Raw genomic sequence first — 25,971 nt, forward strand, 5'->3', positions numbered from 1 at the left:
CCCGAAATGGTACGTGCCGCGTGACGCAGCCCGCGCGAAATGAGGTCGCCACCGAACCGGCCCGGGTGAGATCCTGGGATCCGTATGTCTACTTCCTTCGCCGATCTCCAGTCCCAGCTCGGTCAGCTCTCGCTCCGCGACGCGAACCGGCTCGGCCGGCGCCTCGAAGGAGCGCGCCGCATCCGCAAGCCCGAGGCCCGCCAGTCCGTGCTGGACGAGATCGCGGCCGAGGCGGGCAGGGCGGCCGAACGGCTCGCGGCGCGCGCGGCCCGGCTGCCGGCCCTGTCGTACCCGGACGAGCTGCCCGTCAGCCAGAAGAAGGACGAGATCCTGGAGGCGATACGCGACCACCAGGTCGTCATCGTCGCCGGTGAGACCGGGTCCGGGAAGACCACGCAGCTCCCCAAGATCTGTATGGAGCTGGGGCGCGGCGTCCGGGGCATGATCGGGCACACCCAGCCCCGCCGGATCGCCGCCCGCACGGTCGCGGAGCGCGTCGCGGACGAGCTGAGAACGCCGCTGGGCGAGACCGTCGGCTGGAAGGTCCGCTTCACCGACCAGGTGAACCCGGAGTCGACGTATCTGAAGGTGATGACGGATGGCATCCTGCTCGCGGAGATCCAGACGGACCGCGAGCTGCTGGCGTACGACACGATCATCATCGACGAGGCCCACGAGCGGTCGCTGAACATCGACTTCCTGCTGGGCTATCTGGCCCGGCTGCTGCCCCGGCGCCCCGACCTGAAGGTCGTCATCACCTCGGCGACCATCGACCCGGAGCGGTTCGCGCGCCACTTCGGGGACGCCCCGATCGTGGAGGTCAGCGGGCGGACGTACCCCGTCGAGGTCCGTTACCGTCCCCTCCTCGAAGAGGACAGCGAAGACTCCGACCGCGACCAGATCACCGCGATCTGCGACGCCGTCGACGAGCTGGGCCACGAGGCCCCCGGCGACATCCTGGTCTTCCTCTCCGGCGAGCGGGAGATCCGGGACACGGCGGACGCGCTGAACAAGCGGAACCTCCGGCACACCGAGGTACTCCCCCTCTACGCCCGCCTCTCGCACGCCGAGCAGCACCGCGTCTTCCAGCGCCACACGGGCCGCCGCATCGTCCTGGCGACCAACGTGGCCGAGACCTCGCTGACCGTCCCCGGCATCAAGTACGTGATCGACCCGGGCACCGCCCGCATCTCCCGCTACAGCCACCGCACCAAGGTCCAGCGGCTGCCGATCGAGCGGATCTCCCAGGCCAGCGCCAACCAGCGCAAGGGCCGCTGCGGCCGTACGTCGGACGGCATCTGCATCCGGCTCTACTCCGAGGACGACTTCCTCACCCGGCCGGAGTTCACCGACGCCGAGATCCTGCGGACCAACCTGGCCTCCGTCATCCTCCAGATGACCGCCGCCGGGCTCGGGGACATCGAGAAGTTCCCGTTCATCGACCCGCCGGACCACCGCAACATCCGTGACGGCGTGCAGCTCCTCCAGGAGCTGGGGGCGCTCGATCCGGCGGAGAAGGATCCGAAGAAGAGGCTGACACCGCTCGGCCGCAAGCTCTCCCAGCTGCCCGTGGACCCGCGCCTGGCCCGGATGGTCATCGAGGCCGACCGCAACGGCTGCGCCCGCGAGGTCATGGTGATCGCCGCCGCGCTCTCCATCCAGGACCCGCGCGAGCGGCCCGCCGAGAAGCAGACGCAGGCGGACCAGCAGCACGCCCGGTTCAAGGACGAGACGTCCGACTTCCTGGCGTACCTGAACCTGTGGGCGTACGTCCGCGAGCAGCAGAAGGAGCGCGGCTCGTCCTCGTTCCGCCGGATGTGCAAGCAGGAGTACCTGAACTTCCTGCGCATCCGCGAATGGCAGGACATCTACGCGCAGCTGCGCACGGTGGCCAGGCAGATGGGCATCACCGTCGAGGAGCCCAAGGACGACGCCTCCGTTCCGGAGCAGGCGGTGCACACCTCGCTGCTGGCCGGCCTGCTGTCCCACATCGGGCTCAAGGACACCGAGAAGAACGAGTACCTGGGCGCGCGCAGCGCCAAGTTCGCGATCTTCCCCGGCTCGGCGCTGTTCAAGAAGCAGCCCCGGTTCGTGATGTCGGCGGAGCTGGTGGAGACCTCCCGGCTGTGGGCGCGGGTCAACGCCAAGGTCGAGCCCGAGTGGATCGAACCGCTGGCCCAGCACCTGGTGAAGCGCACCTACAGCGAGCCGCACTGGGAGAAGGACCAGGCGGCGGTGATGGCGTACGAGCGGGTCACCCTCTACGGCGTGCCGATCATCGCCCAGCGCAAGGTCAATTTCGGCCGGATCGACCAGGAGGCGTCGCGGGACCTGTTCATCCGCAACGCCCTGGTCGAGGGCGACTGGCGCACCCACCACCAGTTCTTCCACGACAACCGCAAACTCCTCGGCGAGGTCGAGGAGTTGGAGCACCGGGCGCGCCGCCGCGACATCCTCGTGGACGACGAGACGCTGTTCGACTTCTACGACCGGCGGATTCCCGAGCACATCGTGTCCGGGGCGCACTTCGACTCCTGGTGGAAGAAGAAGAAGCGCGAGGAGCCGGACGCCCTCGACTTCGAGCGCTCCATGCTCATCAACGAGAAGGCCGGGGCCGTCACCAAGGACGACTACCCGGACACCTGGCGGCAGGGGAAGCTCACGTTCAGGGTGACCTACCAGTTCGAGCCCGGCGCGGACGCGGACGGCGTGACCGTCCACGTACCGCTCCAGGTGCTCAACCAGGTCACCGCCGAGGGCTTCGACTGGCAGATCCCGGGGTTGCGCGAGGAGGTCGTCACCGAGCTGATCCGGTCGCTGCCGAAGCCGATCCGCCGGCACTACGTCCCCGCGCCGGACTACGCGGAGAAGTTCCTGGACCGGGCCGTCCCGCTCCAGGAGCCGCTGCCGGTCACGCTGGCCCGGGAGCTCCAGCGGATGGTCGGCGTACCGGTCACCGCCGACGACTTCGACCTCTCCCGGGTTCCGGACCACCTCAAGGTCACGTTCCGGATCGTCGACGAACGGCGCCGCAAGGTGGCGGAGGACAAGGACCTGGAGGCGCTTCGGCTCAAGCTGCGCCCGAAGGCCCGCCAGGCGCTCTCCAAGGCCGCCGCGGCGACCGCGGGGCCCACCGGCGAGTCCATCGAGCGCTCGGGCCTCACGGACTGGACGATCGGCACGCTGGACAAGGTCTTCGAGACCCGTCGCGCCGGGCAGCCGGTGAAGGCGTACCCGGCCCTCGTCGACCAGGGCGCCACCGTGGCCGTACGCCTCTTCGACACCGAGGCCGAGCAGCAGCAGGCGATGTGGCGGGGCACCCGGCGGCTGATCATGCTGAACATCCCGGTGAACCCGGCGAAGTTCGCCTCGGACCGGCTGAGCAACCAGCAGAAGCTGGCGCTGTCCCGCAATCCGCACGGCTCGGTGCAGGCCCTCTTCGAGGACTGCGCCACCGCCGCCGCCGACCGGCTGATCGCCGCGCACGGCGGCCCCGCGTGGGACGAGAAGGCGTTCCGGACGCTGTACGACAAGGTGCGCGCGGACCTGGTGGACCTCACCGTCCGCACGGTCGATCAGGTGCAGCAGGTCCTGGCCGCGTGGCAGGCGTGCGAGCGCCGGCTGAAGGCGACCGGCAGCCCGACGCTGGTGGCCAACGTCGCCGATGTGCGCGAGCAGCTGGCCCGTCTCGTACCGCCCGGTTTCGTCACGGCCACCGGGCTGCGCCGGCTGCCGGACCTGATGCGCTACCTGGTGGCGGCCGACCGGCGGCTCCAGCAGATGCCGACGGCCGTGCAGCGGGACACCACCCGGATGGAGAAGGTCCACGAGATGCAGGACGAGTACGCCTGGCTGCTGGAGCAGTTCCCGCAGGGGCGGCCGGTGCCGCAGGAGGTGCGGGACGTCCGCTGGATGATCGAGGAGCTGCGCGTCAGCTACTTCGCCCATGCCCTGGGCACCGCTTTCCCCGTCTCGGACAAGCGGATCGTGAAGGCGATCGACGCCCTGGCGCCCTGACGCGGCAGGGCGCGGAGGCGGTGACGGGGTCGCCACCAGGAGTGAAGTCGACCTGGGCCTCCTCCCTCCTGTACAGTCTGGTTTCGCAGCAAGCCGCAAGGCAAGCGGCGAAAACCTGGTCCTGTGGAGCAGTTTGGAGTGCTCGCCACCCTGTCAAGGTGGAGGCCGCGGGTTCAAATCCCGTCAGGACCGCAGTGGAGAAAGCCCGGATCGTTTCGATCCGGGCTTTCTCGCGTCTTGACGGGCCCCTCCGCCCCGGGTACCCCGTAGAGCAGAGGCTGTCCCTGCATCTCGGCGCCCCCTCCGCCGCGCTCGGCGCTTTTGGCGCCGCGCACGGCGGAGGCGGCCGGGCCCACCGGGAGGTGGCTCGTATGTCCGCGTCCACGGCACGACACGAGATCCGCGCGCTGCTGCGCGCCCATCTGGCGGCCGCTTCCGCCTACCGCCACCTCACCGGCCGTTGCGCGGTCTGCCACCGCCTCCTGCGGCTCGCCATGGAGCCCGGCGGTGACGGGCAGCCCACCGCCCCCGCCGCCTCCCCGGCGGCCTCCGGGGCCGGGCCGGACGGCGGCGACCGGAGCGAGGAGGCCGCCGGACGGCCGGACGGACGCGGGCGCGAGGGCCGCGCGCCGGGCGAGAACCCGACCGGGGGCCCCGGAAAGCAGGCCCCGGAGGAACGGGCCGGGGCCGAAAGGCCCTCGCCGACATGACCATCGGCCGGGTGCTTCCCGCTCCACGCAGTGGCACTCTGGGAGTTGGCAAGCATCAGGCGGTGTGACGGTAGTCACCGAAAGAGTTTTCAGACCGGGGGATTTTACGCCTCCCCTACAACTGGTGAATTTAATATGTGCAATTGCACGGGCCCGTTCGGCGGGGGCCGACCGCCCGGAGACCGTTCCGTCCGGGGCTGTCCCACCGCGTCCCCGCCCCCTCCGGGACGCTCACCCGCACTCCCGCCCAGACCCGCTCACAGCCCCACGAAGGCCCCGGGGACGGGTTCCGCCGCCCATCGGCCGGCAGCGCGCCGGAAAGCCCTCCGGACCCCGAAGCCGACCGACCGCCCGGTTCTTGTACCGGGGTCCGCTCCATAAGGCGGGGAGCGGCCCGGAGAGCCCGCCCAGGGCGCGCAGGAGGCCCCGCGGGAGGCAGCGCGGGCAGGGGGACCGGTCCGCGCCGGGCGGGGAGGAGATCCGTCCAGGGCACAAAAAAGATCGCGCTGGACCCGGCGGAGTCCAGCGCGATCGATACGACGAAACCCGTGAGACACGGGTATGACGCCCGTTGGGGCAGGCGTCCGTCGAGTGGAACTATGGGCGGGCGACTGGGGTTGGGGGACCTGGCAGTTGCCCGGATGTGGTGCTGTGCTGCGTTACTGCGGTACTGCCGAACTGCTGTTTCTGCTGCGAGGCAGGGGTGTTCAGGCCTCGCTGCGCTGCTGCGGAATACCCGCGAGCAGTGCGCGGACCTCCGCCTCGCGGTACCGGCGGTGTCCACCGAGCGTGCGGATGGACGTGAGCTTGCCGGCCTTGGCCCAACGGGTGACCGTCTTCGGGTCCACGCGGAACATCGTGGCGACCTCAGCCGGGGTCAGCAGCGGCTCGGCATCAGGGGTGCGAGCGGTCATGAGCGGCCTCCTCGGGAGAACCGAACCTTCTCGGTTCTTTCCTTTAAATTCTGCACCTTGACCCGCGTTGCCCGAAATGGCGGACGCGGGCCGAGTCGGTTATAGGACGAACGGCTTGTCCTCGGCACTACAACTACACCATCCGTCCAGCCGCGTCGGCCAAACCGATGGAATTGCCCTCCCAGGTGTTCATCAGCGACGGAAAGCCGATGGACCATGCCATAGCGGACAGTCACACCCCGGTGACGATCAGTCACAGAGCGATCAGGAGTCGCCAAACCCCCCATAGCGTGCAATGTCGAGCATTCTGCCCTTACTTGGACAGAAGGAGCCCTCCCCGGACTCCTTGTCCTATTTTGGCATGAGGAGTAGGGATAGGCGCAAGGGCCCCGTTAGTGCCGTCCATCACGCATGAGGCTTAGGCCCGGTTCGGGACGTAGGTCCCTGGATCGGTGCCATGACGCTCTCGCCTCATCTTCCACACGTGTCACACCGGACGCAGGTTCACGGCCCGTCACCTGTCCGTCGAGCCCTCTCCGTCACCCTCCGCCGGGGCGACGCGACGTCCTCCTTCTCCCGTACGGAACGGCCCCGGTGGCCGTCCGCCGGCCTCCCGGCCGTCCTGGAAGAAGGATGCCCCGGTTCCGTCACCTTGATGCCGCTGTGGGTCTTTTCACGTCAATTGGTGAACTGCCGGTCCCTGACCGCCCGCCAGCGCTCCGCGAGCCGTGCGTACGCCTCCGCCGCTCCCCCCTCGTCCCCGGCCCGCAGCGCGGTGAGCCCCTCCGCCACGTCCGCCGCCGACCGGTCCCCCGCCAACCGCTCCGCCGGCAGGGCGTGCACCAGGCCCCCGTAGTCCAGCTCGACCAGGGAGTGCGGGTGGAACTCCTCCAGCCAGCGCCCCACGTCCACCAGCCCTTCGGTCAGCAGGCCCTCGGGAACGTTCTCCCGCAGGGTCCGCAGCGCCCGTGCCAGCCGGCGGCGGGCCTCGACCATCGGGGTGCGGTAGCGCAGGACCGGCCTCTCCTCCTCGTCCGCCGGCCGGTACTCCCGCTCCTCGTCGCCGAAGAGGACGAACCAGCGCACCGGCACCTGCCACACCGTGGTCCGGATCCACGGCCGCGCGTCCGGGTGGCGCCGCTGCCAGCGCTGGTGGTCCGCCGCCGCCTGGCCGCGCACCACCGCGGGCAGCACGAGGTCGAGCACGTTGGCCGGAAACATCCCCTCCAGCTCCTCCAGGGCCAGCCAGCCGCGCAGCCTGGTCCGCCACGGACAGACGCACACCACCCCGTCCAGCTCCGCCACGAACGCGTCACCGCTCTCGTGGACCGGCACCCCGACCGGCGGCGTCGACGTCAAGTCCGCGAGCGAGCGGCGCAGTTCGTCCTGGGCCGTGGGGAGGTCCCCGCGCCTCGCGTAGCGCGCCCAGTGACTCCGCTCGGGCTCCGCGAAGGCGGCGAGCGGCTCATAGACCCGGAGATACGACGTGTAAGGGACGAGCACCGAAGACACCACCGACATGCAGCGCATGGTGTCACGGCGGGTCACCCGCAGGGGGTGATCCTTCGCAGGGGGGCAGATCCGCGCCGCCGGAAGACTTACGCTCGTGCCCGTCGGACCGGTCGAACCGGTCGGTCCGAGGCCCTCCCCACCCTCAGGAGGGTCTTCCGCCGCTTCGTTGTTTGGGAGTCACCACAGTGACCGATGTGACCGGCGCGCCCGTCGATGTACTGCACACCCTGTTCCACTCCGACCAGGGAGGCCACGAACAGGTCGTGCTCTGCCAGGACCGCGCCAGCGGTCTCAAGGCCGTCATCGCCCTCCACTCCACCGCCCTGGGCCCCGCCCTCGGCGGCACCCGCTTCTACCCCTACGACTCCGAGGCGGACGCCGTCGCCGACGCGCTGAACCTCGCGCGCGGGATGTCCTACAAGAACGCCCTGGCCGGTCTCGACCACGGTGGCGGCAAGGCCGTCATCATCGGCGACCCGGAGCAGCTCAAGGGCGAGGAACTCCTCCTGGCCTACGGCCGGTTCGTCGCCTCCCTCGGCGGCCGGTACGTCACCGCCTGCGACGTCGGCACCTACGTCGCCGACATGGACGTCGTGGCCCGGGAGTGCCGCTGGACCACCGGCCGCTCCCCCGAGAACGGCGGTGCGGGCGACTCCTCGGTGCTCACCGCGTTCGGCGTCTTCCAGGGCATGCGCGCCTCGGCCCAGCACCTGTGGGGCGACCCCTCGCTGCGCGGCCGCAAGGTCGGCGTCGCCGGGGTCGGCAAGGTGGGCCGCCACCTCGTCGAGCACCTGCTCTCCGACGGGGCCGAGGTCGTGATCACCGACGTCCGCGAGGAGTCGCTGCGCCGGATCACCGAGCTGCACCCCGAGGTCGCCGTGGCGGCCGACACCGACGCCCTGATCCGCACCGAGGGGCTGGACGTCTACGCGCCGTGCGCCCTCGGCGGCGCGCTGAACGACGCGACCGTGCCGGTGCTCACCGCGAAGGTGGTGTGCGGTGCGGCCAACAACCAGCTAGCGCACCCGGGCGTGGAGAAGGACCTGGCCGACCGGTCGGTTCTGTACGCCCCCGACTACGTGGTCAACGCCGGTGGCGTGATCCAGGTGGCCGACGAACTGCACGGCTTCGACTTCGACCGGTGCAAGGCGAAGGCGACGAAGATCTTCGACACCACGCTGGAAATATTCGCACGTGCGAAGGCGGACGGGATTCCGCCGGCCGCGGCGGCCGACCGGCTCGCCGAGCAGCGCATGGCGGAGGCGCGCACCCGCTGACCGGGTGCGCGTACGGCCCGCCGGCCGGTGGGACAAGACTCACGCCGGTCGGCGGGTCGTACCTCCACAAGAGGTTAAAATCGCAGTTGACCAGCGAGGAAAGGGCTCCTCGGGGACCCTGTGCCGGGACCGGAACGCGGGCGGCGTACCGTATGGCCACGGAAGCAGGTACCGTTAAAGCCCTACGGGCACGGTCTCCCTCCGGGGGGTCCGTCCTGAAACATGAACGCGTGTCAAGACTCTGGGGCCGTCGAGCCCCGTCACCGAGGGGGTCGAGCCATGGGGCGCGGCCGGGCAAAGGCCAAGCAGACCAAGGTCGCCCGCCAGCTGAAGTACAGCACCGGCGGGACTGATCTGTCGCGTCTGGCCAATGAGCTGGGCGCATCGCCTTCGAGTCAGCCACCGAACGCAGAGCCGTTCGAGGATGACGAGGAGGATGACCCGTACGCACAGTACGCGGATCGCTACAACCAGGACGATGACGACGATCAGGACGATCAGTCCGGCCCGTCGTCATCACAGCGCCGCGGCGCCTGACCTCGCGCTGACACTTCAACCCGGTCCGGGCCAGCCCCGGACCGGGTTCTGTGTGTCCCGATCCGGGCGTCCGGGGCCGGACGCCCGCTGACGCGAGGAGCGCCGGGCGGGTACCGTCCGGCGCTCCTCGCGTACGCCCTAGCGTGCGTAGTCGCCGGTCAGCGCGGCGCCGGTCGCGTGGTCGCCGCGGCCGACGATCTCGCCGGCGACCCAGGAGTCGACCCCGCGGTCGGCCAGCGTCGTCAGCGCGGCGTCCACCGAGTCCGCCGGGACGACCGCGATCATGCCGACGCCCATGTTGAGCGTCTTCTCCAGCTCCAGCCGCTCGACCTTCCCCACCTTGCCGACCAGGTCGAAGACCGCGCCGGGCGTCCAGGTGGAACGGTCCACGGTGGCGTGCAGGCCGTCCGGGACGACCCGCGCCAGGTTGTTCGCCAGGCCGCCGCCGGTGACGTGGCTGAAGCCGTGCACATCGGTCGTCCGGGTGAGCGCCAGGCAGTCCAGGGAGTAGATCCGGGTGGGCTCCAGCAGCTCCTCGCCGAGCGTGCGGCCGAACTCCTCGACCTCGCGGTCCAGGGACCAGCCGGCCCGGTCGAAGACCACGTGGCGCACGAGCGAGTACCCGTTGGAGTGAAGACCGGAGGACGCCATGGCGATCACCGCGTCGCCCTCGCGGATGCGGTCGGGACCGAGCAGGCGGTCGGCCTCGACCACGCCCGTACCGGCTCCGGCGACGTCGAAGTCGTCCGGGCCCAGCAGGCCGGGGTGCTCGGCCGTCTCGCCGCCGACCAGGGCGCAGCCCGCCAGGACGCAGCCCTCGGCGATGCCCTTGACGATGGCGGCGACCCGTTCGGGGTGGACCTTGCCGACGCAGATGTAGTCGGTCATGAACAGCGGTTCGGCGCCGCAGACGACGAGGTCGTCCACGACCATGCCGACCAGGTCGCGGCCGATGGTGTCGTACACGCCCATCCGGCGCGCCAGGTCCACCTTGGTGCCCACGCCGTCGGTGGCGGAGGCCAGCAGCGGGCGCTCGTAGCGCTTGAGCGCCGAGGCGTCGAAGAGGCCGGCGAAGCCGCCCAGGCCGCCGAGGCCCGCGACCTCGGGGCGCTGCGTCTTCTTCACCCACTCCTTCATCAGCTCGACGGCGCGGTCGCCGGCTTCGATGTCGACGCCGGCCGCCGCGTAGGAGGCACCTGTTGTCTCAGACATGGCCTGGGATCTTTCGTGTGGAGATACGGGGCTGGTGGGGGAGGCGACGGCGCGTGGGGGTCACGGACGGCGCAGCGCGTCGGCCGCGGCGGTCGCCGCCGGGCCCGCCGCCAGCTCGGTCTCCAGCAGCTGCTTGCCGAGCAGCTCCGGGTCGGGCAGCTCCATCGGGTACTCACCGTCGAAGCAGGCGCGGCAGAGGTTCGGCTTGTCGATCGTCGTCGCCTCGATCATCGAGTCGATCGAGATGTACGCGAGGGAGTCGGCGCCCATGGAGGTGCAGATCTCGTCGACGGTCATGCCGTTGGCGATCAGCTCGGCGCGGGTGGCGAAGTCGATCCCGAAGAAGCAGGGCCACTTCACCGGCGGCGAGGAGATCCGGATGTGGATCTCGGCCGCGCCGGCCTCGCGGAGCATCCGGACCAGGGCGCGCTGGGTGTTGCCGCGGACGATCGAGTCGTCGACGACCACCAGGCGCTTGCCCTTGATGACTTCCTTGAGCGGGTTCAGCTTGAGCCGGATGCCGAGCTGGCGGATGGTCTGCGAGGGCTGGATGAAGGTCCGGCCGACGTAGGCGTTCTTCACCAGTCCGGCGCCGAACGGGATGCCGCTCGCCTCCGCGTACCCGATCGCGGCGGGGGTGCCGGATTCCGGGGTCGCTATGACGAGGTCCGCCTCGGCGGGGGCCTCGGCGGCCAGCTTCCGGCCCATCTCGACCCGGGAGAGGTAGACGTTCCGGCCGGCGATGTCGGTGTCGGGGCGGGCCAGGTAGACGTACTCGAAGACGCAGCCCTTGGGCTTCGCTTCCGCGAAGCGCGAGGTGCGCAGACCGTTCTCGTCGATGGCGACCAGCTCGCCCGGCTCGATCTCGCGCACGTAGCTGGCGCCGCAGATGTCGAGCGCCGCGGACTCCGAGGCGACCACCCAGCCGCGCTCCAGCCGGCCGAGGACCAGCGGGCGGATGCCCTGCGGGTCGCGGGCGGCGTAGAGGGTGTGCTCGTCCATGAAGACGAGCGAGAACGCGCCCTTCACGTCGGGGAGCACCTTGGCGGCGGCTTCCTCGATGGTGAGCGGCTTGTCGTCCTCGTCGCGCTGCCCGGCGAGCAGCGCGGTCACCAGGTCGGTGTCGTTGGTCGCGGCGACCTGGGTGGCGCGGCCGTCCTTGCGCGGGAGGTCGGCGACCATCTCCGCGAGCTGGGCGGTGTTGACCAGGTTCCCGTTGTGGCCGAGGGCGATCGAGCCGTGCGCGGTGGCACGGAACGTCGGCTGCGCGTTCTCCCACACCGAGGCGCCGGTGGTGGAGTAGCGGGCATGTCCGACCGCGATATGGCCCTGGAGGGAACCCAGAGACGTTTCGTCGAAGACCTGCGAGACCAGTCCCATGTCCTTGAAGACGAGGATCTGAGACCCGTTGCTCACTGCGATGCCCGCGGATTCCTGTCCGCGGTGCTGCAGGGCATACAGTCCGAAATAGGTGAGCTTGGCGACCTCTTCACCCGGAGCCCAGACACCGAAGACGCCACAAGCGTCCTGGGGGCCTTTCTCTCCGGGGAGCAGGTCGTGGTTGAGTCGTCCATCACCACGGGGCACGGCACCGAGTGTAGGGGAGATCGACCACTGGTCCGAATTGGAGACCGGTGGGCGGACGCGGGGCGGGGCGGGGACGGCGCGCCCGGAGGCCGCGCGGGGCGGGTGATTCGCGGGACTTCGGCCGGTGACCCTGCGTCACCTTCGCGGTGGCGGTACGGGCCGCGCGAGGCGACCGCGGCGCTCACTTCCGGGCCGGAAGCCCGGTTACCGCCCGGTAGCAGGAGACGGGTGCGGAGGGGGGTCCACGGCGTTCGGTGAAGCCGCCCGAACTCCGCCCCGGCTTCCGGCCGAACGCTCGTTTCGTGGCGAGCCTCACACCTGCGGGCGCCGGGCTCCGGGCGAGCGGCGCGGGCCGGGGAGCCCGCCGCCCGCTGTCCGCAGGCCGAGACCACCGTTGACAGGTCCCCGCCCCGTTGGCAGGCTCCTCCCCCATGCAGCCCCTCGGTGATCTTTCGATCACGCTCGTGGTGCGCCGCCACGTCGATCTGGGACGTGTGGCGAGCGCCATCTGTCGCCGCGCCTGAGGCAGCCGCGCCTTCCGGACCCCGCAGGGCCTTCGCCCCGGGCTTCGGCCCGCGCGCACGCGTTCCCCCTCTTCTCCTTCCTTCCTCTTCCGTCCCTTGCGGGCGGGTGCGCCCGTCCGCGGGCCCCCGCCCGCCGGGACGTCGCGCCCACCCCCTCGCGCCCCGTCCTCCGACCGGCGGCCGAGGCCCGCCCAGGAGCCCTCATGACCTCTCGCGATGCGCACGCACGTTCGGAAACACGATCCGGTACGCCGCTGACCCGGCGCGCCTTCACCACCGCCGTCGGCGCGACCGCCGTCACCGCGGCCGGGATACCGGGGGCCGCCCCGGCCTCCGCCGCCGGAACGGCCGCCGACGACGGCCCTCGGGAACGCCCGTTCCGTGCTGCCCGCGGCAAGCACGCGCGCCGCCCCGACATCCTCTTCATCCTCGGCGACGACCTCGGCTGGGCGGACCTCTCCTCGTACGGGGCTCCGCACATCCGCACGCCCCACCTGGACAGGCTGGCGCGCCAGGGCGTGCGCTTCACCGACGCGTACGCGGGGTCGGCGACCTGCTCCCCGACCCGGTTCAGCCTCTACACGGGGCGCTATCCGGGGCGTACGAGGGGCGGACTCGCCGAGCCCATCGCCGACCGTTCGGCGGGGCTGGAGCCCACACATCCGACGCTGGCCTCGCTGCTGCGCGGCGCCGGCTACGCGACCGCGCTGATCGGCAAGTGGCACTGCGGGTACCTGCCGGACTACAGCCCGGTGAAGTCGGGGTACGACGAGTTCTTCGGCAACTTCGGCGGGGCCCTGGAGTACTACTCCAAGCTCGGCCTGGCGGGCGAGTACGACCTGTACGAGGGCGACGCCGAGTACAAGGACCTGCGGTACTACACCCGGGTCCTCACGGAGCGCGCGATCGAGTACGTACAGCGCGACCACGGCGACAGGCCGTGGCTGCTCAACCTGAACTTCACCACCCCGCACTGGCCCTGGATCGCCGAGGGCGACACCGGGGCGAGCGCCGAGATCGTCCGGCGGATCAAGGCCGGCGACCGGTCCGCCCTCCGGCACGCCGACGGCGGCTCGGTGGAGAAGTACAGGGAGATGGTCGAGGACCTGGACCGCTCGGTCGGCGAGGTGCTGAAGGCGCTGAAGCGGTCGGGGCGGGAGAAGGACACCCTGGTCTTCTTCGCCAGCGACAACGGCGGTGAGCGGTTCTCCTACAACTGGCCGCTCACCGGCGGCAAGAGCTCGCTCCAGGAGGGCGGCATCCGCGTCCCCTCGGTGCTGCGCTGGCCCGCGCGCATCGAAGGGGGCCAGTTCAGCGACCTCCCGGTGTTCTCCCCCGACTGGACGGCCACCCTGCTGGAGCTGGGCGGAGCTCGCCCGGACCCCGCCCATCCGCTGGACGGCGTCAGCCTGGCGGGGTATCTGCTGCGGGGCGAGACGCCGAAGGAACGCGACCTGTTCTGGCGGGTGCGCGGCGAGCGGGCGCTGCGGCGCGGCGACTGGAAGTACTACCGGGGAAGGAGCGGGACCGACCAGCTGTTCAACCTGGCCGAGGACCGGCGCGAGCAGGCCGACCGTGCGAAGGCCGACCCGGAGCGGCTGGCCGCGTTGCGGGCGTCGTGGGAGAGGACCGACGCCGGCCTGCTCCCCTATCCGCCGGCCTCCTGACCCGCCTTCAGCGGTAGGGGGCGGCCCGCCCCGGCCGGTCGGCCCCGGGCCGCCGGGGCGGGCGCGGGGACGCCCACCGGCTCGGCACGGTCCCGCGGCGGGCGCCCCGCGTCCGTCGCGGGCCCCGGACGCGTCCGCCGGGTCATCCGTGCTGGGAGCCGGACCCGGCGGGGGCGGCCGTGGCGCCGATCCCCTTGCCGCCGTCGCCGGTGAGGGTGAGCTCGCTGCCCTCGATCGTGTACGTCGCCGGGCCCCGGAGGGCCGCGAGCACGGCCTTCTCCCTCTCCATCTCGGCCTGCGGGCACATCTTCCGGGTGCTCACGATCCGGTCGAAGGTGATGGTGGAGCCCTTCACCGCGGCTTTGCCGCCGAAGGAGTTGCAGCCGGCGTTGCCCCGCACGGTGCCGTTCTCGGTGAAGGTCAGGTGGGGCGCCCGCTCCCGGGGCAGGTCCGCCGGCACCGTGGTGGCCGCCTCGCCGTCGAGCAGCGTGGTCACCGTCCACCGGGTGCCGACCAGATCGGCCGCCTTCTCCTCGCTCAGCTCCATGGTCGTGCCGCCTTCCCCGGTGAGGGTCAGCTTCTCGCCGGAGAGCTTCGCGGTGAGTTCGCCGCCCATGGCGTCGATGGCGGCCTTCTCGAACTTCTCGATGTCCTCGCCGCACACCATCTGGGTGGTGACGGGCTTGCCGAGGGTGATCCGGTCGCCCTTCACGCGGGCGTCCACGCCGATCTTGTTGCAGCCGAAGTCGGCCGTGGCGCGGCCCTTCGGGTCGAACTCCATGCGGGCCCCCGCCGGGGCCTCGGTCCTCTTCCCGTCGACGGTCACCGAGTCGACGCTCCACGCGACGCCGGTGACGGGAACGTCGCTCTGCACGGTGTCGCCGCCGCCGGAACCGGGACCCGGCTCCGTACCGCAGGCGGCGAGAGCGAGGAGGGCCAGGACGCTGACGCTGAGGGTCATCCGTTGTGTGCGCATGGCGATGTGACGGAGCGGGGCCCCGATCCGGTTCCGTACGCCCCGCTCCCGGGCGGGCGCCCCACCTCGTCACCTCACCCCGTCACCTCACCCCATCAGGGGCAGCAGCGCGGCCAGATCGGCGCGCTCCCCACTGGCGGCGACCTCGGCGTCCGCCAGGGCCCGCGCCCACTCCGTACGCCCGGTGGCGAGCCGCAGCCAGGTGAGCGGGGCGGTCTCCACCACGTTGGGCGGGGTGCCCCGGGTGTGCTTCGGTCCGCCGATGCACTGGACCACCGCGAACGGCGGGACGCGCACCTCGACCGAGCCGCCGGGGGACCGGTCCGCGAGGACGTCCGCCAGCAGCCGGGTGCAGGCGGCCAGCGCCTGGCGGTCGTACGGGACCTCCAGCCCGAGCGCCGCGTTCAGGTCGTCGGTGTGGACGGTCAGTTCGACGGTCCGGGTGACCAGGTAGTCGACCAGCCGCATGGACCCGGCCCCGGTGACGAGCAGCCGCTCCCCCGTGCCGGTGGCGGGGACCGCCGCCGCGAAGTCCGCCTCCGCCTCCGCGTACAGCGCCGTGAGGTCGGGGCTGCCGGCCGCCAGCTCCACGGCGCCCTCGGAGATGGGGGCGGCGTACCCGGCGGTGATGGCCGGCCACGCGAGCAGGGTGAGGTCGGGCTTGGGGCCGGACGGCTCGGGCAGGGCCAGGGAGCGGGCGACCATGCTCAGCCCCATCGCGATGTGGGCGGCCAGCTCGCGCACCGTCCAGTCGCCGAGCCGGGTCGGCGCGGCGAGCTGTTCGGGCGTCAACGCCGCGACGGCGTCGCGCACATGGCCGAACTGGGCGAGGACCGCGGTGCGGGTCCTGAGGTGGTCGTAGGCGCGCGGGCGCTTCTTGGCCGGAGTCATGGGCCGAGGGTAACCGGCCCCGCCGACACCGTCCGGTCAGACCGGTGCGGGCTGTTCCCCGACCGTGAACGTCTCGCCGTTCGCCGGGACGCCGACGCCCCGCCAGGTGAACGGGACGCCCCGGGCGTCGTCGAGGTCGGGGCCGTCCATCAGCTGGAAGTGCAGGTGCGGTTCGGTCGTGTTGCCGGAGTTGCCCACGGCGGCGATCTCCTGCCCGGACCTGACCGTGTCCCCGGCCCTCACCCGGAGGGAGCCGCGCCGGAGGTGGGCGTACATCGCGTACGTACCGCCGCCGAGATCGAGGACCACGTGGTTGCCGACGACCCGGTGCGCGCCCAGGACCGAGCGGACGTTGCCCTCGACGAGCATCAGGTACGCGAGGGCGGGCAGCGAGTTGCGGCCCAGGTGGTCGCGTTGGCCGTCGCTCGCCCCGACCACCACGGCGTCGGCCACCGCGAGCAGCGGGGCGCCGAAGGCCGGGAAGGCACGGTTGCGGCGGAAGACCGGCCAGAGGCGGCGGAACGCCGGCCGGGCCGGGGCCCCGCCCTCCCCGGTCTCCGGGTCGGCCACGATGTCGATCGCGTACGTCTGCCCGTAGACGTGCGTCCCGTGGCTCGGCGCCTTGTCCGCGGGGCTGTTCAGGGCCGTCCACCGTCCGGTGACCGGCGGGGCGACCTCGACCGGGGGCCGCGGTTCGCCCCGGGGCGCGGAGGCCCTGGCCTGCAGGATCGTCGTCGCCGCCATGAGGACGAACACGACCGCCGCGGGCAGGAAGGTGGTCGCCCAGCCCGGTCCGGGCAGGTCCGTGAAGAACTCGCTGATCACCAGCGCGAACAGGACCAGCCAGGACAGCTCCATGGCGAGCGGAACGGCTTTGCGGATGGACATGGTCGTCTCCCCCGGTCGTCCAGAGACTCTCGTCGGTTCTCTTCGGTTCTTCGGTTCTCGTCGGTTCTTTTCGGGTTCAGGGCCGTGCGGCCGTCAGCACCACCAGCAGCGGCACCACCCGGACCGGCGGGATCTCGTACCGGCCGCGCCCCGCCGCCTGCAGCCAGCCCGCGCCGGTCAGCTGGCGCAGGTGGTGGTAGATCTGGCCGGTGGTGCCGGCGCCGTCGAGCGCGGCCAGTTCGGCGGCCGTCCTCAGGCCGCCGAGGATCTCGCGGAGCAGGCGCAGCCGGACCGGATGGCCCAGCGCGGCGAACGACTCGGCGGCGTCCGCCCAGTCCCCGTCGACCAGGGCCCCGGTGAGAGCGCCGTACTGCCACTCGTAGCTCTCGCCGGTGGGCAGCCGCACCGCGCCCGTGTACAGCACTCCCCCGTCGGCGGCGGCCTCTCCGACGGCGGCCAGCTGCTGTTTCAGCCCGTCCAGCGCCCAGAAGTCGCCGTCTCCCAGGCGGGGGGACTCGGGTTCCCGCCCTTCCAGTGCCGTGAGCCGCCGCTCCAGCTCGGCGACCCGCTGCTCCAGCTCCATGACACAACCTTACGTAATTACGTAACTTCCAACAAGGGGTGGTGAGAAGACCGAAGCCCCCGCCCGGATGGCCCGGGCGGGGGCTTGGGGGAAACGCCGGTCGGCGCGCGGCTCAGGCGAGCAGCGCGGGGATCGTCGCCTCGTGCGCCGTACGCAGCTCGCTCAGCGGGATGCTGAACTCGCCCTGGATCTCGATCTCCTCGCCGTCCACCACGCCGATGCGGGCGACGGGCAGACCGCGCGCGCCGCACATGTCGGTGAAGCGCAGCTCCTCGCTGCGCGGGACCGCGACGACCGCGCGGCCCGCCGACTCGGAGAAGAGGAACGTGAACGCGTCCAGGCCGTCCGGCACGACCAGCCGGGCGCCCTTCCCGCCGCGCAGGCAGGACTCGGTGACGGCCTGGATCAGACCGCCGTCGCTCAGGTCGTGCGCGGCGTCGATCATGCCGTCGCGCGAGCCCGAGATGAGGATGTCGGCGAGCAGCTTCTCGCGGGCCAGGTCCACCTTCGGCGGCAGGCCGCCGAGGTGCTGGTGGACGACGTCGGACCAGGCCGAGCCGCCGAACTCCTCTGCCGTGTCGCCCAGCAGGTAGAGGAGCTGGCCCTCTTCCGCGAAGGCGATCGGCGTGCGCCGGTTGACGTCGTCGATCACACCGAGCACGGCCACGACCGGCGTCGGGTGGATCGCCGTCTCACCAGTCTGGTTGTACAGCGAGACGTTGCCGCCGGTGACCGGGGTGCCCAGCTCCAGGCAGCCGTCCGCGAGACCGCGCGTGGCCTCGGCGAACTGCCACATGACGTCCGGGTCCTCGGGCGAACCGAAGTTCAGGCAGTCCGAGACGGCCAGCGGCCTGGCGCCGGAGGCGGCGACGTTGCGGTACGACTCCGCCAGCGCGAGCTGCGCGCCGGTGTACGGATCGAGCTTGGCGTACCGGCCGTTGCCGTCGGTCGCCAGCGCCACGCCCAGGTTGGTCTCGGCGTCGATGCGGACCATGCCCGCGTCCTCGGGCATCGCGAGGACGGTATTGCCCTGCACGAAGCGGTCGTACTGGTCGGTGATCCACGCCTTGGACGCCTGGTTCGGGGAGGCGACCAGCTTCAGGACCTGCTCGCGCAGCTCGGCGGCGTTCGCCGGGCGGGCGAGCCGGCCCGCGTCGTCCGCCTGGAGCGCGTCCTGCCAGGACGGGCGGGCGAACGGACGCTGGTAGACCGGGCCGTCGTGGGCGACCGAGCGCGGCGGGACGTCCACGATCTGCTCGCCGTGCCAGTAGATCTCCAGCTGGGAGCCGTCGGTCACCTCACCGATGACGGTGGCGATGACGTCCCACTTCTCGCAGATCTCCAGGAACCGGTCCACGTGCTGCGGCTCGACGATCGCGCACATGCGCTCCTGCGACTCGCTCATGAGGATCTCCTCGGGCGAGAGCGAGGAGTCGCGCAGCGGCACGGTGTCCAGCTCGACGCGCATGCCGCCGGAACCGGCGGAGGCCAGCTCGCTGGTGGCGCAGGAGAGCCCGGCGCCGCCGAGGTCCTGGATGCCCGCGACGAGCTTCTCCTTGAAGATCTCCAGGGTGCACTCGATGAGGAGCTTCTCCTGGAACGGGTCGCCGACCTGCACGGCGGGGCGCTTGGTCGGCTTGGCGTCGTCGAAGGTCTCGGACGCGAGGACCGAGACGCCGCCGATGCCGTCGCCGCCGGTGCGGGCCCCGTACAGGATGACCTTGTTGCCGGGGCCGGACGCCTGCGCGAGGTGGATGTCCTCGTGCCGCATCACGCCGATGCACCCGGCGTTGACCAGCGGGTTGCCCTGGTAGCAGGCGTCGAAGACGACCTCGCCGCCGATGTTGGGCAGGCCCAGGCAGTTGCCGTAGCCGCCGATCCCCGCGACGACGCCGGGCAGGACGCGCCGGGTGTCGGGGTGGTCGGCCGCGCCGAAGCGCAGCGGGTCCACGACCGCGACCGGGCGGGCGCCCATGGCGAGGATGTCGCGGACGATGCCGCCGATGCCGGTGGCCGCGCCCTGGTAGGGCTCGATGTACGAGGGGTGGTTGTGCGACTCGACCTTGAAGGTGACCGCGTACCCCTGGCCGACGTCGACGACGCCGGCGTTCTCGCCGATGCCGACGAGCATGGCGTCGTTCTCCGGGACCTTCTCGCCGAACTGCTTGAGGTGGACCTTGCTGCTCTTGTACGAGCAGTGCTCCGACCACATCACCGAGTACATGGCGAGCTCGGCGCCGGTGGGACGGCGGCCCAGGATCTCGCGGATCCGGGCGTACTCGTCCTCCTTGAGGCCGAGTTCCTTCCAGGGCTGCTCGGCGTCCGGGGTCTCGGCCGCGTGCTTGACCGTATCCAGGCTCATGCGTTGACCAGCTTCTTGATGATCGAGGTGAAGAAACCGAGGCCGTCGGTGCGGCCGGTGCCGACGAGCGGCTCCACGGCGTGCTCCGGGTGCGGCATCAGGCCGACGATGTTGCCCGCGGTGTTGGTGATGCCCGCGATGTCGCGGAGCGAGCCGTTGGGGTTGCCCTCCAGATAGCGGAAGGCGACGCGGCCCTCGGCCTCCAGCTCGTCGAGCGTGCGCTCGTCGGCGGTGTACCGGCCGTCCATGTTCTTGAGCGGAACCCTGATCTCCTGGCCGGCGCTGTAGTCCGAGGTCCAGGCGGTCTCCGCGTTCTCCACCCGCAGGCTCTGGTCGCGGCAGACGAAGTGGAGATGGTTGTTGCGCAGCATCGCGCCGGGCAGCAGGTGCGCCTCGGTCAGGATCTGGAAGCCGTTGCAGATGCCGAGGACCGGCATCCCGGCCTTCGCCTGCTCGATGAGGGTTTCCATCACCGGCGAGAAGCGGGAAATCGCCCCCGCGCGGAGGTAGTCCCCGTACGAGAAACCGCCGGCCAGCACGACCGCGTCGACCTGGTGGAGGTCCTTGTCGCGGTGCCACAGGGATACGGGCTCGGCGCCCGCGATCCGGACGGCGCGCAGGGCGTCCTGATCGTCGAGGGTGCCGGGAAAAGTGACGACGCCGATACGGGTGGTCACTTCTCCTCCTCCACCTTCACGACGAAGTCCTCGATGACGGTGTTGGCGAGGAACGTCTCGGCCATCTTGTTAATGCGGGCGAGGGCGGCGGCGTCGACCGGCCCCTCGACCTCCAGCTCGAAACGCTTTCCCTGACGAACGTCCGCGATTCCCTCGAAGCCGAGACGGGGCAGTGCGCGCTGCACCGCCTGTCCCTGCGGGTCGAGGATCTCGGGCTTGAGCATGACGTCGACTACGACGCGTGCCACTGGCACTCCCGGTGTGGTGGTGTGGTGCGGCTGTCTCTCCGGGGGGTCCCCCAGACCCCCGCGGGTCCACTCAGCGTACCTGCCCAAAATTTCTACGCGGGTAGATATCGGGCAGGGCGGACCTGGCGGACATGTTCCGCGGATCACGTCCGGATATCGACGGCGACACCGTAAGGAAAAGGTCTGGGAAAAACTCGTGCCGTTTGTCCACGGATTGCACACGGACACGCGGAGGTAATTGGGCGGGCTTCACAATGTGGTGCCCGCCGCTGTACAAATGATTACGGGGAAAGCAGCATCGCCCCCTGGCAAACAACGGAAAACCGGGAACAACGGACCAGTCGACATCGCGTCGATCCGCATCCGCCCGCCTGGCAGCCGGAAGGCCGGCATCCGCGCACGCAGGACGCGCCGATGCCGTAGGAAAGGACCGATATCCGTGGCTCAGCGCGTAGTGGTGACGCTCTCCGACGACATCGACGGGGGAGAGGCGGCGGAAACGGTGGCCTTCGCCCTGGACGGGAAGACGTACGAGATCGACCTCAATCCCGCCAACGCCAGAAAACTGCGCAAGGCCCTGGAGCCTTACGTGGCCGCCGCCCGAAAGCAGACCCCTCCCGGCAAGCACGGGCGGAAGCCCACGTCCTACCGGCACACCTCCCTCGCCCCGGACCCGGCGGCCGTCCGCGCCTGGGCCCGCTCGCACCGGATGGAGGTTCCGGCCCGGGGCCGCATCCCGAAGAAGGTCTACGAGGCGTTCGACGCGGCCGGCTGAGCCGGTGGCGGCCGGGCGGCAAGCGGGGCCGGGCGGCGGGCGGCGGGCCGGAACCCTCCGGCGGACAGGGGCCCGGCCGGGCCTGCGGCCGTCCCCGGCCCGGACGGGTCGTCAGGCGGCCCCGGGGGCCCGGCGGACCGGGCTCCGGACGCCCCGCCGGCCGGGCTCCGGGGACCGGCCCGCGGGCCCCGGAGGGAGCCGACTTGCGCGACACCCCCGCAGGTCGGCTAGAGTCTGGAGCACGCCGAGGGGCGAGGCCGCAAAGCCGAATCCCACGCAGCGTGCGGGTGTAGTTCAGTAGTAGAACATCCCCCTTCCAGGGGGAAGGCGCAGTGTGCAATTCCTGTCACCCGCTCTGCACGACTCTTCGGATCGACCACATCGTCGGATCAGGTAGAGTAGTGCTCGCTCCACTGGTGAAAGCCGAGTGGTCGCATGCGGACGTAGCTCAGTTGGTAGAGCGCAACCTTGCCAAGGTTGAGGTCGCCAGTTCGAACCTGGTCGTCCGCTCAGCAGCAAAGGCCCCGATCTTCGGATCGGGGCCTTTGCCGTGTTCCCGGGCGCCCCCATGACGTTTGTCATGAGCAGTGATGACAGCGCGCACTGCTCACCGGCCGGGCCCGGCGGAAGCCTGGGAGCATGACCAGCGACGACATACTCGGCGACCGACCGGACACGGCCGGGGGCACGACCAGGGGCACGACCGGCGCGGAGACGGTGATCGCGGCGGACGGGGTCCGCCGCAGCTACCACGACGGCTTCGAGGCCGTGTCCGGCATCTCCTTCTCCGTGGCCCGCGGCGAACTGTTCGCCCTCCTCGGGACGAACGGCGCGGGCAAGACCTCGACCGTCGAACTCCTGGAGGGGCTGGCGCTCCCGACCTCCGGGACGGTACGGATCCTCGGCCACGACCCGTACCGCGAACGCACCGCCGTCCGGCCCCGCACCGGGGTGATGCTCCAGGAGGGCGGCTTCCCCTCTGACCTCACCGTCCTGGAGACCGCGCGGATGTGGTCCGCGTGCACCACCGGCGCGCGCCCCGCCGCCGAGGTCCTGGAGACGGTCGGCCTCACGAGCCGCACCGGGGTGCGGGTCAAGCAGCTGTCCGGCGGGGAGAAGCGCCGCCTGGACCTGGCGCTCGCCCTGACCTCGCGGCCCGAGGTGCTCTTCCTGGACGAGCCGACGACGGGGCTGGACGCGGAGGGCCGCCGGGACACCTGGGACCTGATCCGGGCGCTCCGCGACGGCGGCACGACCGTCCTGCTGACCACCCACTACCTGGAGGAGGCGGAGGCGCTCGCGGACCGGCTGGCGATCATGCACCAGGGACGGATCGTGACGGCCGGGACGACCGCCGAGGTCACCGCCTCGCAGCCCGCACGCATCCGGTTCACGCTGCCCGACGACGTACCGGCCGGGCGCCTTCCGCTCTCCCTGCGGGCGGCCGCGGAGGGGCGGCGGATCGAGATCCGTACCCCCGACCTCCAGAAGGCACTGCACGAACTGCTGGGCTGGGCACGGGATTCGGGTGTGCACCTGCTCGACCTCGACGCCCGCTCCGCCTCTCTGGAGGAGGCGTTCCTCCAGATCGCCCACACCCGGCTGCGCTCCCGCGCCGACGACCCGCGCCGCACCGGGGCCGGCGGGCCCGCGGACGACGGCGCCTGGAACGGGACGAAGACCAGGAAGACGAAGAAGACGAAGAAGGTGACGGCATGACCACGCCCACCGTCCTCGCGGACGACCGCACGGCTCCCGCCGGCTCCTCCGCGCCGCCCTCGAAACTCTCCGCCTCCGCACGGCGACTGTCCGCCCTGTCCCGTGCCGAGCTGGTGCTGCTCCTGCGCAACAGGTCGGCGATCTTCCTGGCGCTGGTGCTGCCCGTCGTCATGATCTTCTCGATCCGGGCGTCGCTCCGGCAGATCGACCTGACCGGCACCGGGCTCTCGATCGCGGGCGCGGCCCTCACCGGCGGTATCGGCGTCGTACTCCTCCAGGTCGTCTACATGAACCTGGTCACCGGCTACGTCACCCGGCGCGAGGAACTCGTCCTCAAGCGGCTGCGCACCGGCGAGATCACCGACCGCGAGATCCTGACCGCCACCGCCGTGCCCTCGATCGCCCTGGCGCTCGTGCAGTGCGTGCTGCTCGTCGTGGCCGGGGCGATCGCCTTCGACCTCTCGGCCCCGAAACGTCCCGAGGTGTTCCTGGCGGGCCTGGTGGCGGGCCTCGTGATGATGTCGGCGCTGGCCGCCGCGACGTCGGCGCTGACGCGGACGGTCCAGACCTCGCAGCTCACCACGTTGCCGCTGTACTTCGTCTCGCTCTTCGGCTCCGGGATCTTCGTCCCGCTGGAGGTCTTCCCGGACAAGCTGGCCTCGGCCCTCGAACTGCTGCCTCTGACCGGGGTGGTGACCCTCGTCCAGCACGGCTGGCTCGGCGGGGTGGAGGGCGGTGATCTGCTGACGGCCGCCGCGGTGGCTTTGGCCTGGACCGCGTTCGCGGTGTTTGCTGTGCAGCGGTGGTTCCGCTGGGATCCGCGCGGCTGACGTGAAGGGGCTGAAGGGTGTGATCGGTCGGGTACGGGGGTGGCGGCGCGGCTGGCACGAGCGCAGCAAGCTCCAGCGCATCGACCTCTACACCCGGGTGACGCTCTGCTCGATCATCTGGCTCTTCGCGGTGTCGTGGGGGCTGCTGCCGCTCGGCGAGACCCTGGGCCGGGGAGCGGTGACGATCGCCCTGGGCGGGGCGTTCCTCGCCGCCAACGTCGTCCAGTCCGTGCTGAGCAGCCGCAACCTGACGCCCGCCTTCGAGGACTACCGGGGCACGGCGCCGTTCCCCGCCCGCCGGTTGCGCCTGCCCGCCGTGCTCCAGGTGGTGATGACCGGGCTGCTGGTGGCTCTCGCCGGGGTGGGCGGGGTGAAGGACGAGGGGCTCGTCCTGCTGCTGCTGGACCTGCCCGTGGCGTTCGCCGTCCCGTACGTCCTGCTCGTCCCGGTCCGGAGGTTCCTGCTCCACGCCGCCGCCTTCTCGGTGGCCGGCGTGGCCCTCCTGGCGGCCGTGGGCGTACCGGGCGGGCAGCTGTTCGGCGCGTTCGTCTCCCTGGCCGTGGTCACCCTGCTGGTGCTCGTCTCGGGCCGGCCGAGCGCCTGGAGCCTGTCCGTGATGTGGCAGGCCGAGGAGGCGCGGGACATGCAGGCCCGGCTGGCGGTGGCGGAGGAGCGGCTGCGGTTCGGCCGGGACATGCACGACGTACTGGGCCGGAACCTGTCCGTGATCGCGTTGAAGAGCGAGCTGGCCGTGGAGCTGGCCCAGCGCGGGAACCCCGCGGCGGTGGACCAGATGGTCGAGGTGCAGCGGATCGCCCGCGCCTCCCAGCAGGAGGTCCGCGATGTCGTACGCGGCTACCGGGAGGCCGACCTCCCCACCGAACTCATGGGCGCGCGAGGCGTGTTGGAGGCGGCCGGGATCTCCGTGAGCGTCGAGGGCGCGGACGGTCCGGCCGGTATCGGCGCCCCCGCCGCCGTGCAGGCCGCGCTCGGCTGGGTGGTGCGCGAGACGGCGACGAACGTCCTGCGCCACGGCGACCCCCGCCACTGCCGGATCCGGCTCGCGCGGACCCGGGACGCGGTGGTCCTGGAGGTCGAGAACGACGGGGCGGGCCCCGTGGGCTCGCCCGGCGGCCCGGACAGCGGGGCGGGCGAGGGGGACGGCTCGGACGGCGGCGGTGGTGCGGGGCTGAGAGGGCTGCGCGAACGGCTCGGGGCGCTCGGCGGGACGCTCAGCGCGGGCGGGGCCGGGGACGATCTCTTCCGGGTGACGGCGACGGTTCCGCTGACGGACCCCCGTACGCGACCGGGCGGCCGTGGGGCTTCCTCTCCCGCCCCCTCCCGTGCCGCCGCCTCCCTCTCTTCCTCCGCCTCCTCCGCTTCTTCCGACCCCGCCGCCTCTTCCGACCCCGCTTCCGCATCCGCTCCCCCGGAGGAACGATGACCGCCGACCGGCCCCTGCGGGTCCTGCTGGCCGACGACGAACACCTCATCCGGGGCGCGTTGGCCGCGCTGCTCGCCCTGGAGGAGGACCTCGTCGTGGTCGCGGAGGCGGCGAGCGGCCCCGAGGCGCTGGCCATGGCGCTCGCGCACCGGCCCGACGTCGCCGTCCTGGACCTCCAGATGCCGGGCGCGGACGGTGTGAAGGTCGCCACATCGCTGCGGACCGGGCTGCCGGACTGCCGGACCATGATCGTGACCAGCCACGGCCGCCCCGGGCACCTCAAGCGGGCGCTGGCCGCCGGCGTACGCGGGTTCGTGCCGAAGACCGTCTCCGCCCGTCGGCTCGCCGAGATCATCCGTACGGTCCACGCCGGGAACCGCTACGTGGACCCGGAGTTGGCGGCCGACGCGATCGCCGCCGGCGACTCCCCGCTGACTGCCCGGGAGGCCGAGGTGCTCGAACTGGCGGCGGACGGGGCGCCGGTCGCGGAGATCGCAGAGCGTGCCTCCCTCTCCCAGGGGACCGTGCGCAACTACCTCTCCTCGGCCGCTTCCAAGATCGGCGCCGAGAACCGGCATACGGCAGTGCGTCTCGCACGCGAGCGGGGTTGGGTATAGTGGG

General features: G+C 71.5%; 22 protein-coding genes and 3 tRNA genes. 14 read left to right on the forward strand and 11 right to left on the reverse strand.

Annotated elements, in window-relative coordinates:
• The first annotated feature begins 84 nt into the window (after window positions 1-84).
• From hrpA to AMK24_RS11850, 3 genes are all read left to right on the forward strand, one after another.
• Complete coding sequence (hrpA, locus tag AMK24_RS11840; protein ID WP_073767895.1) at window positions 85-4,017, forward strand: ATP-dependent RNA helicase HrpA; 3,933 nt, start codon at window positions 85-87, stop codon at window positions 4,015-4,017.
• A gap of 117 nt (window positions 4,018-4,134) precedes the next feature.
• A tRNA-Asp gene (locus tag AMK24_RS11845) sits at window positions 4,135-4,209 on the forward strand.
• 179 nt (window positions 4,210-4,388) lie between these two features.
• Window positions 4,389-4,727, forward strand: a complete 339-nt coding sequence (locus tag AMK24_RS11850) for a DUF6274 family protein (protein ID WP_079190490.1) — start codon at window positions 4,389-4,391, stop codon at window positions 4,725-4,727.
• Window positions 4,728-5,434: 707 nt separating this feature from the next.
• Here AMK24_RS11850 and bldC read toward each other — a convergent pair.
• Together bldC and AMK24_RS11860 are read right to left on the reverse strand one after the other, a co-directional pair.
• Complete coding sequence (gene bldC, locus AMK24_RS11855; RefSeq protein ID WP_003949541.1) at window positions 5,435-5,641, reverse strand: developmental transcriptional regulator BldC; 207 nt, start codon at window positions 5,639-5,641, stop codon at window positions 5,435-5,437.
• Between the two features lie 678 nt (window positions 5,642-6,319).
• On the reverse strand, window positions 6,320-7,162 hold the full coding sequence (locus AMK24_RS11860) for a hypothetical protein (protein WP_073768795.1): 843 nt from the start codon (window positions 7,160-7,162) through the stop codon (window positions 6,320-6,322).
• 176 nt (window positions 7,163-7,338) lie between these two features.
• Here AMK24_RS11860 and AMK24_RS11865 point away from each other — a divergent pair, with 176 nt between their 5' ends.
• Together AMK24_RS11865 and AMK24_RS11870 are read left to right on the forward strand one after the other, a co-directional pair.
• Window positions 7,339-8,430 carry a Leu/Phe/Val dehydrogenase gene (locus AMK24_RS11865; protein ID WP_073767897.1) on the forward strand — a complete coding sequence of 364 codons (1,092 nt, stop codon included), beginning with the start codon at window positions 7,339-7,341 and terminating at the stop codon, window positions 8,428-8,430.
• A 279-nt stretch (window positions 8,431-8,709) separates the two neighbouring features.
• On the forward strand, window positions 8,710-8,967 hold the full coding sequence (locus AMK24_RS11870) for a DUF3073 domain-containing protein (RefSeq protein WP_073767899.1): 258 nt from the start codon (window positions 8,710-8,712) through the stop codon (window positions 8,965-8,967).
• A 138-nt stretch (window positions 8,968-9,105) separates the two neighbouring features.
• On the opposite strand, the gene purM is transcribed toward AMK24_RS11870, so the two are convergent.
• Window positions 9,106-10,179, reverse strand: a complete 1,074-nt coding sequence (gene purM, locus AMK24_RS11875) for a phosphoribosylformylglycinamidine cyclo-ligase (protein ID WP_073767901.1) — start codon at window positions 10,177-10,179, stop codon at window positions 9,106-9,108.
• 60 nt (window positions 10,180-10,239) lie between these two features.
• Window positions 10,240-11,766 (reverse strand): amidophosphoribosyltransferase, encoded by a 1,527-nt coding sequence (purF, locus tag AMK24_RS11880; RefSeq protein WP_073767903.1) that lies wholly within the window; start codon window positions 11,764-11,766, stop codon window positions 10,240-10,242.
• A gap of 431 nt (window positions 11,767-12,197) precedes the next feature.
• Here purF and AMK24_RS35410 point away from each other — a divergent pair, with 431 nt between their 5' ends.
• Together AMK24_RS35410 and AMK24_RS11885 are read left to right on the forward strand one after the other, a co-directional pair.
• Window positions 12,198-12,290: a putative leader peptide gene (locus tag AMK24_RS35410; RefSeq protein ID WP_350693465.1), complete on the forward strand. Its 93-nt coding sequence runs from the start codon at window positions 12,198-12,200 to the stop codon at window positions 12,288-12,290.
• Window positions 12,291-12,493: 203 nt separating this feature from the next.
• The gene (locus tag AMK24_RS11885) at window positions 12,494-13,957 is read left to right on the forward strand and encodes a sulfatase family protein (protein WP_073767905.1); all 1,464 of its coding nucleotides are present in this window, start codon (window positions 12,494-12,496) and stop codon (window positions 13,955-13,957) included.
• Window positions 13,958-14,099: 142 nt separating this feature from the next.
• Here the strand turns inward: AMK24_RS11885 and AMK24_RS11890 are convergent, their stop codons facing one another.
• The 7 genes from AMK24_RS11890 to purS form a co-directional block, all read right to left on the reverse strand.
• Window positions 14,100-14,933: an META domain-containing protein gene (locus AMK24_RS11890; RefSeq protein ID WP_073767907.1), complete on the reverse strand. Its 834-nt coding sequence runs from the start codon at window positions 14,931-14,933 to the stop codon at window positions 14,100-14,102.
• 87 nt (window positions 14,934-15,020) lie between these two features.
• The gene (locus tag AMK24_RS11895) at window positions 15,021-15,824 is read right to left on the reverse strand and encodes a maleylpyruvate isomerase family mycothiol-dependent enzyme (RefSeq protein ID WP_073767909.1); all 804 of its coding nucleotides are present in this window, start codon (window positions 15,822-15,824) and stop codon (window positions 15,021-15,023) included.
• 36 nt (window positions 15,825-15,860) lie between these two features.
• Window positions 15,861-16,712: a M23 family metallopeptidase gene (locus AMK24_RS11900; protein WP_073767911.1), complete on the reverse strand. Its 852-nt coding sequence runs from the start codon at window positions 16,710-16,712 to the stop codon at window positions 15,861-15,863.
• A gap of 76 nt (window positions 16,713-16,788) precedes the next feature.
• Window positions 16,789-17,295: an ArsR/SmtB family transcription factor gene (locus AMK24_RS11905; RefSeq protein ID WP_073767913.1), complete on the reverse strand. Its 507-nt coding sequence runs from the start codon at window positions 17,293-17,295 to the stop codon at window positions 16,789-16,791.
• Between the two features lie 112 nt (window positions 17,296-17,407).
• Complete coding sequence (purL, locus tag AMK24_RS11910; protein ID WP_073767915.1) at window positions 17,408-19,657, reverse strand: phosphoribosylformylglycinamidine synthase subunit PurL; 2,250 nt, start codon at window positions 19,655-19,657, stop codon at window positions 17,408-17,410.
• Complete coding sequence (gene purQ / locus AMK24_RS11915) at window positions 19,654-20,334, reverse strand: phosphoribosylformylglycinamidine synthase subunit PurQ (protein WP_073767917.1); 681 nt, start codon at window positions 20,332-20,334, stop codon at window positions 19,654-19,656. Before purQ ends, purL begins: the two co-directional genes overlap by 4 nt.
• Window positions 20,331-20,582 carry a phosphoribosylformylglycinamidine synthase subunit PurS gene (purS, locus tag AMK24_RS11920; RefSeq protein WP_073767919.1) on the reverse strand — a complete coding sequence of 84 codons (252 nt, stop codon included), beginning with the start codon at window positions 20,580-20,582 and terminating at the stop codon, window positions 20,331-20,333. Before purS ends, purQ begins: the two co-directional genes overlap by 4 nt.
• Window positions 20,583-21,021: 439 nt before the next feature.
• Here purS and AMK24_RS11925 point away from each other — a divergent pair, with 439 nt between their 5' ends.
• The 7 genes from AMK24_RS11925 (at window position 21,022) to AMK24_RS11955 (ending at window position 25,967) form a co-directional block, all read left to right on the forward strand.
• Complete coding sequence (locus AMK24_RS11925) at window positions 21,022-21,357, forward strand: histone-like nucleoid-structuring protein Lsr2 (protein WP_073767921.1); 336 nt, start codon at window positions 21,022-21,024, stop codon at window positions 21,355-21,357.
• A 283-nt stretch (window positions 21,358-21,640) separates the two neighbouring features.
• Window positions 21,641-21,712, forward strand: a tRNA-Gly gene (locus tag AMK24_RS11930).
• An 82-nt stretch (window positions 21,713-21,794) separates the two neighbouring features.
• Window positions 21,795-21,867 (forward strand) — tRNA-Gly (locus tag AMK24_RS11935).
• Between the two features lie 129 nt (window positions 21,868-21,996).
• Window positions 21,997-23,076, forward strand: coding sequence for an ABC transporter ATP-binding protein (locus AMK24_RS11940; protein ID WP_073767923.1), 1,080 nt, complete (start codon window positions 21,997-21,999; stop codon window positions 23,074-23,076).
• Window positions 23,073-23,906 carry an ABC transporter permease gene (locus AMK24_RS11945; RefSeq protein ID WP_073767925.1) on the forward strand — a complete coding sequence of 278 codons (834 nt, stop codon included), beginning with the start codon at window positions 23,073-23,075 and terminating at the stop codon, window positions 23,904-23,906. Before AMK24_RS11940 ends, AMK24_RS11945 begins: the two co-directional genes overlap by 4 nt.
• Window position 23,907: 1 nt before the next feature.
• The gene (locus AMK24_RS11950; RefSeq protein WP_079190491.1) at window positions 23,908-25,350 is read left to right on the forward strand and encodes a sensor histidine kinase; all 1,443 of its coding nucleotides are present in this window, start codon (window positions 23,908-23,910) and stop codon (window positions 25,348-25,350) included.
• The gene (locus AMK24_RS11955; RefSeq protein ID WP_073767927.1) at window positions 25,347-25,967 is read left to right on the forward strand and encodes a response regulator transcription factor; all 621 of its coding nucleotides are present in this window, start codon (window positions 25,347-25,349) and stop codon (window positions 25,965-25,967) included. Before AMK24_RS11950 ends, AMK24_RS11955 begins: the two co-directional genes overlap by 4 nt.
• The last annotated feature ends 4 nt before the right edge of the window (window positions 25,968-25,971 follow it).

Source organism: Streptomyces sp. CB02366, from assembly GCF_001905905.1.
GTDB lineage: Bacteria > Actinomycetota > Actinomycetes > Streptomycetales > Streptomycetaceae > Streptomyces.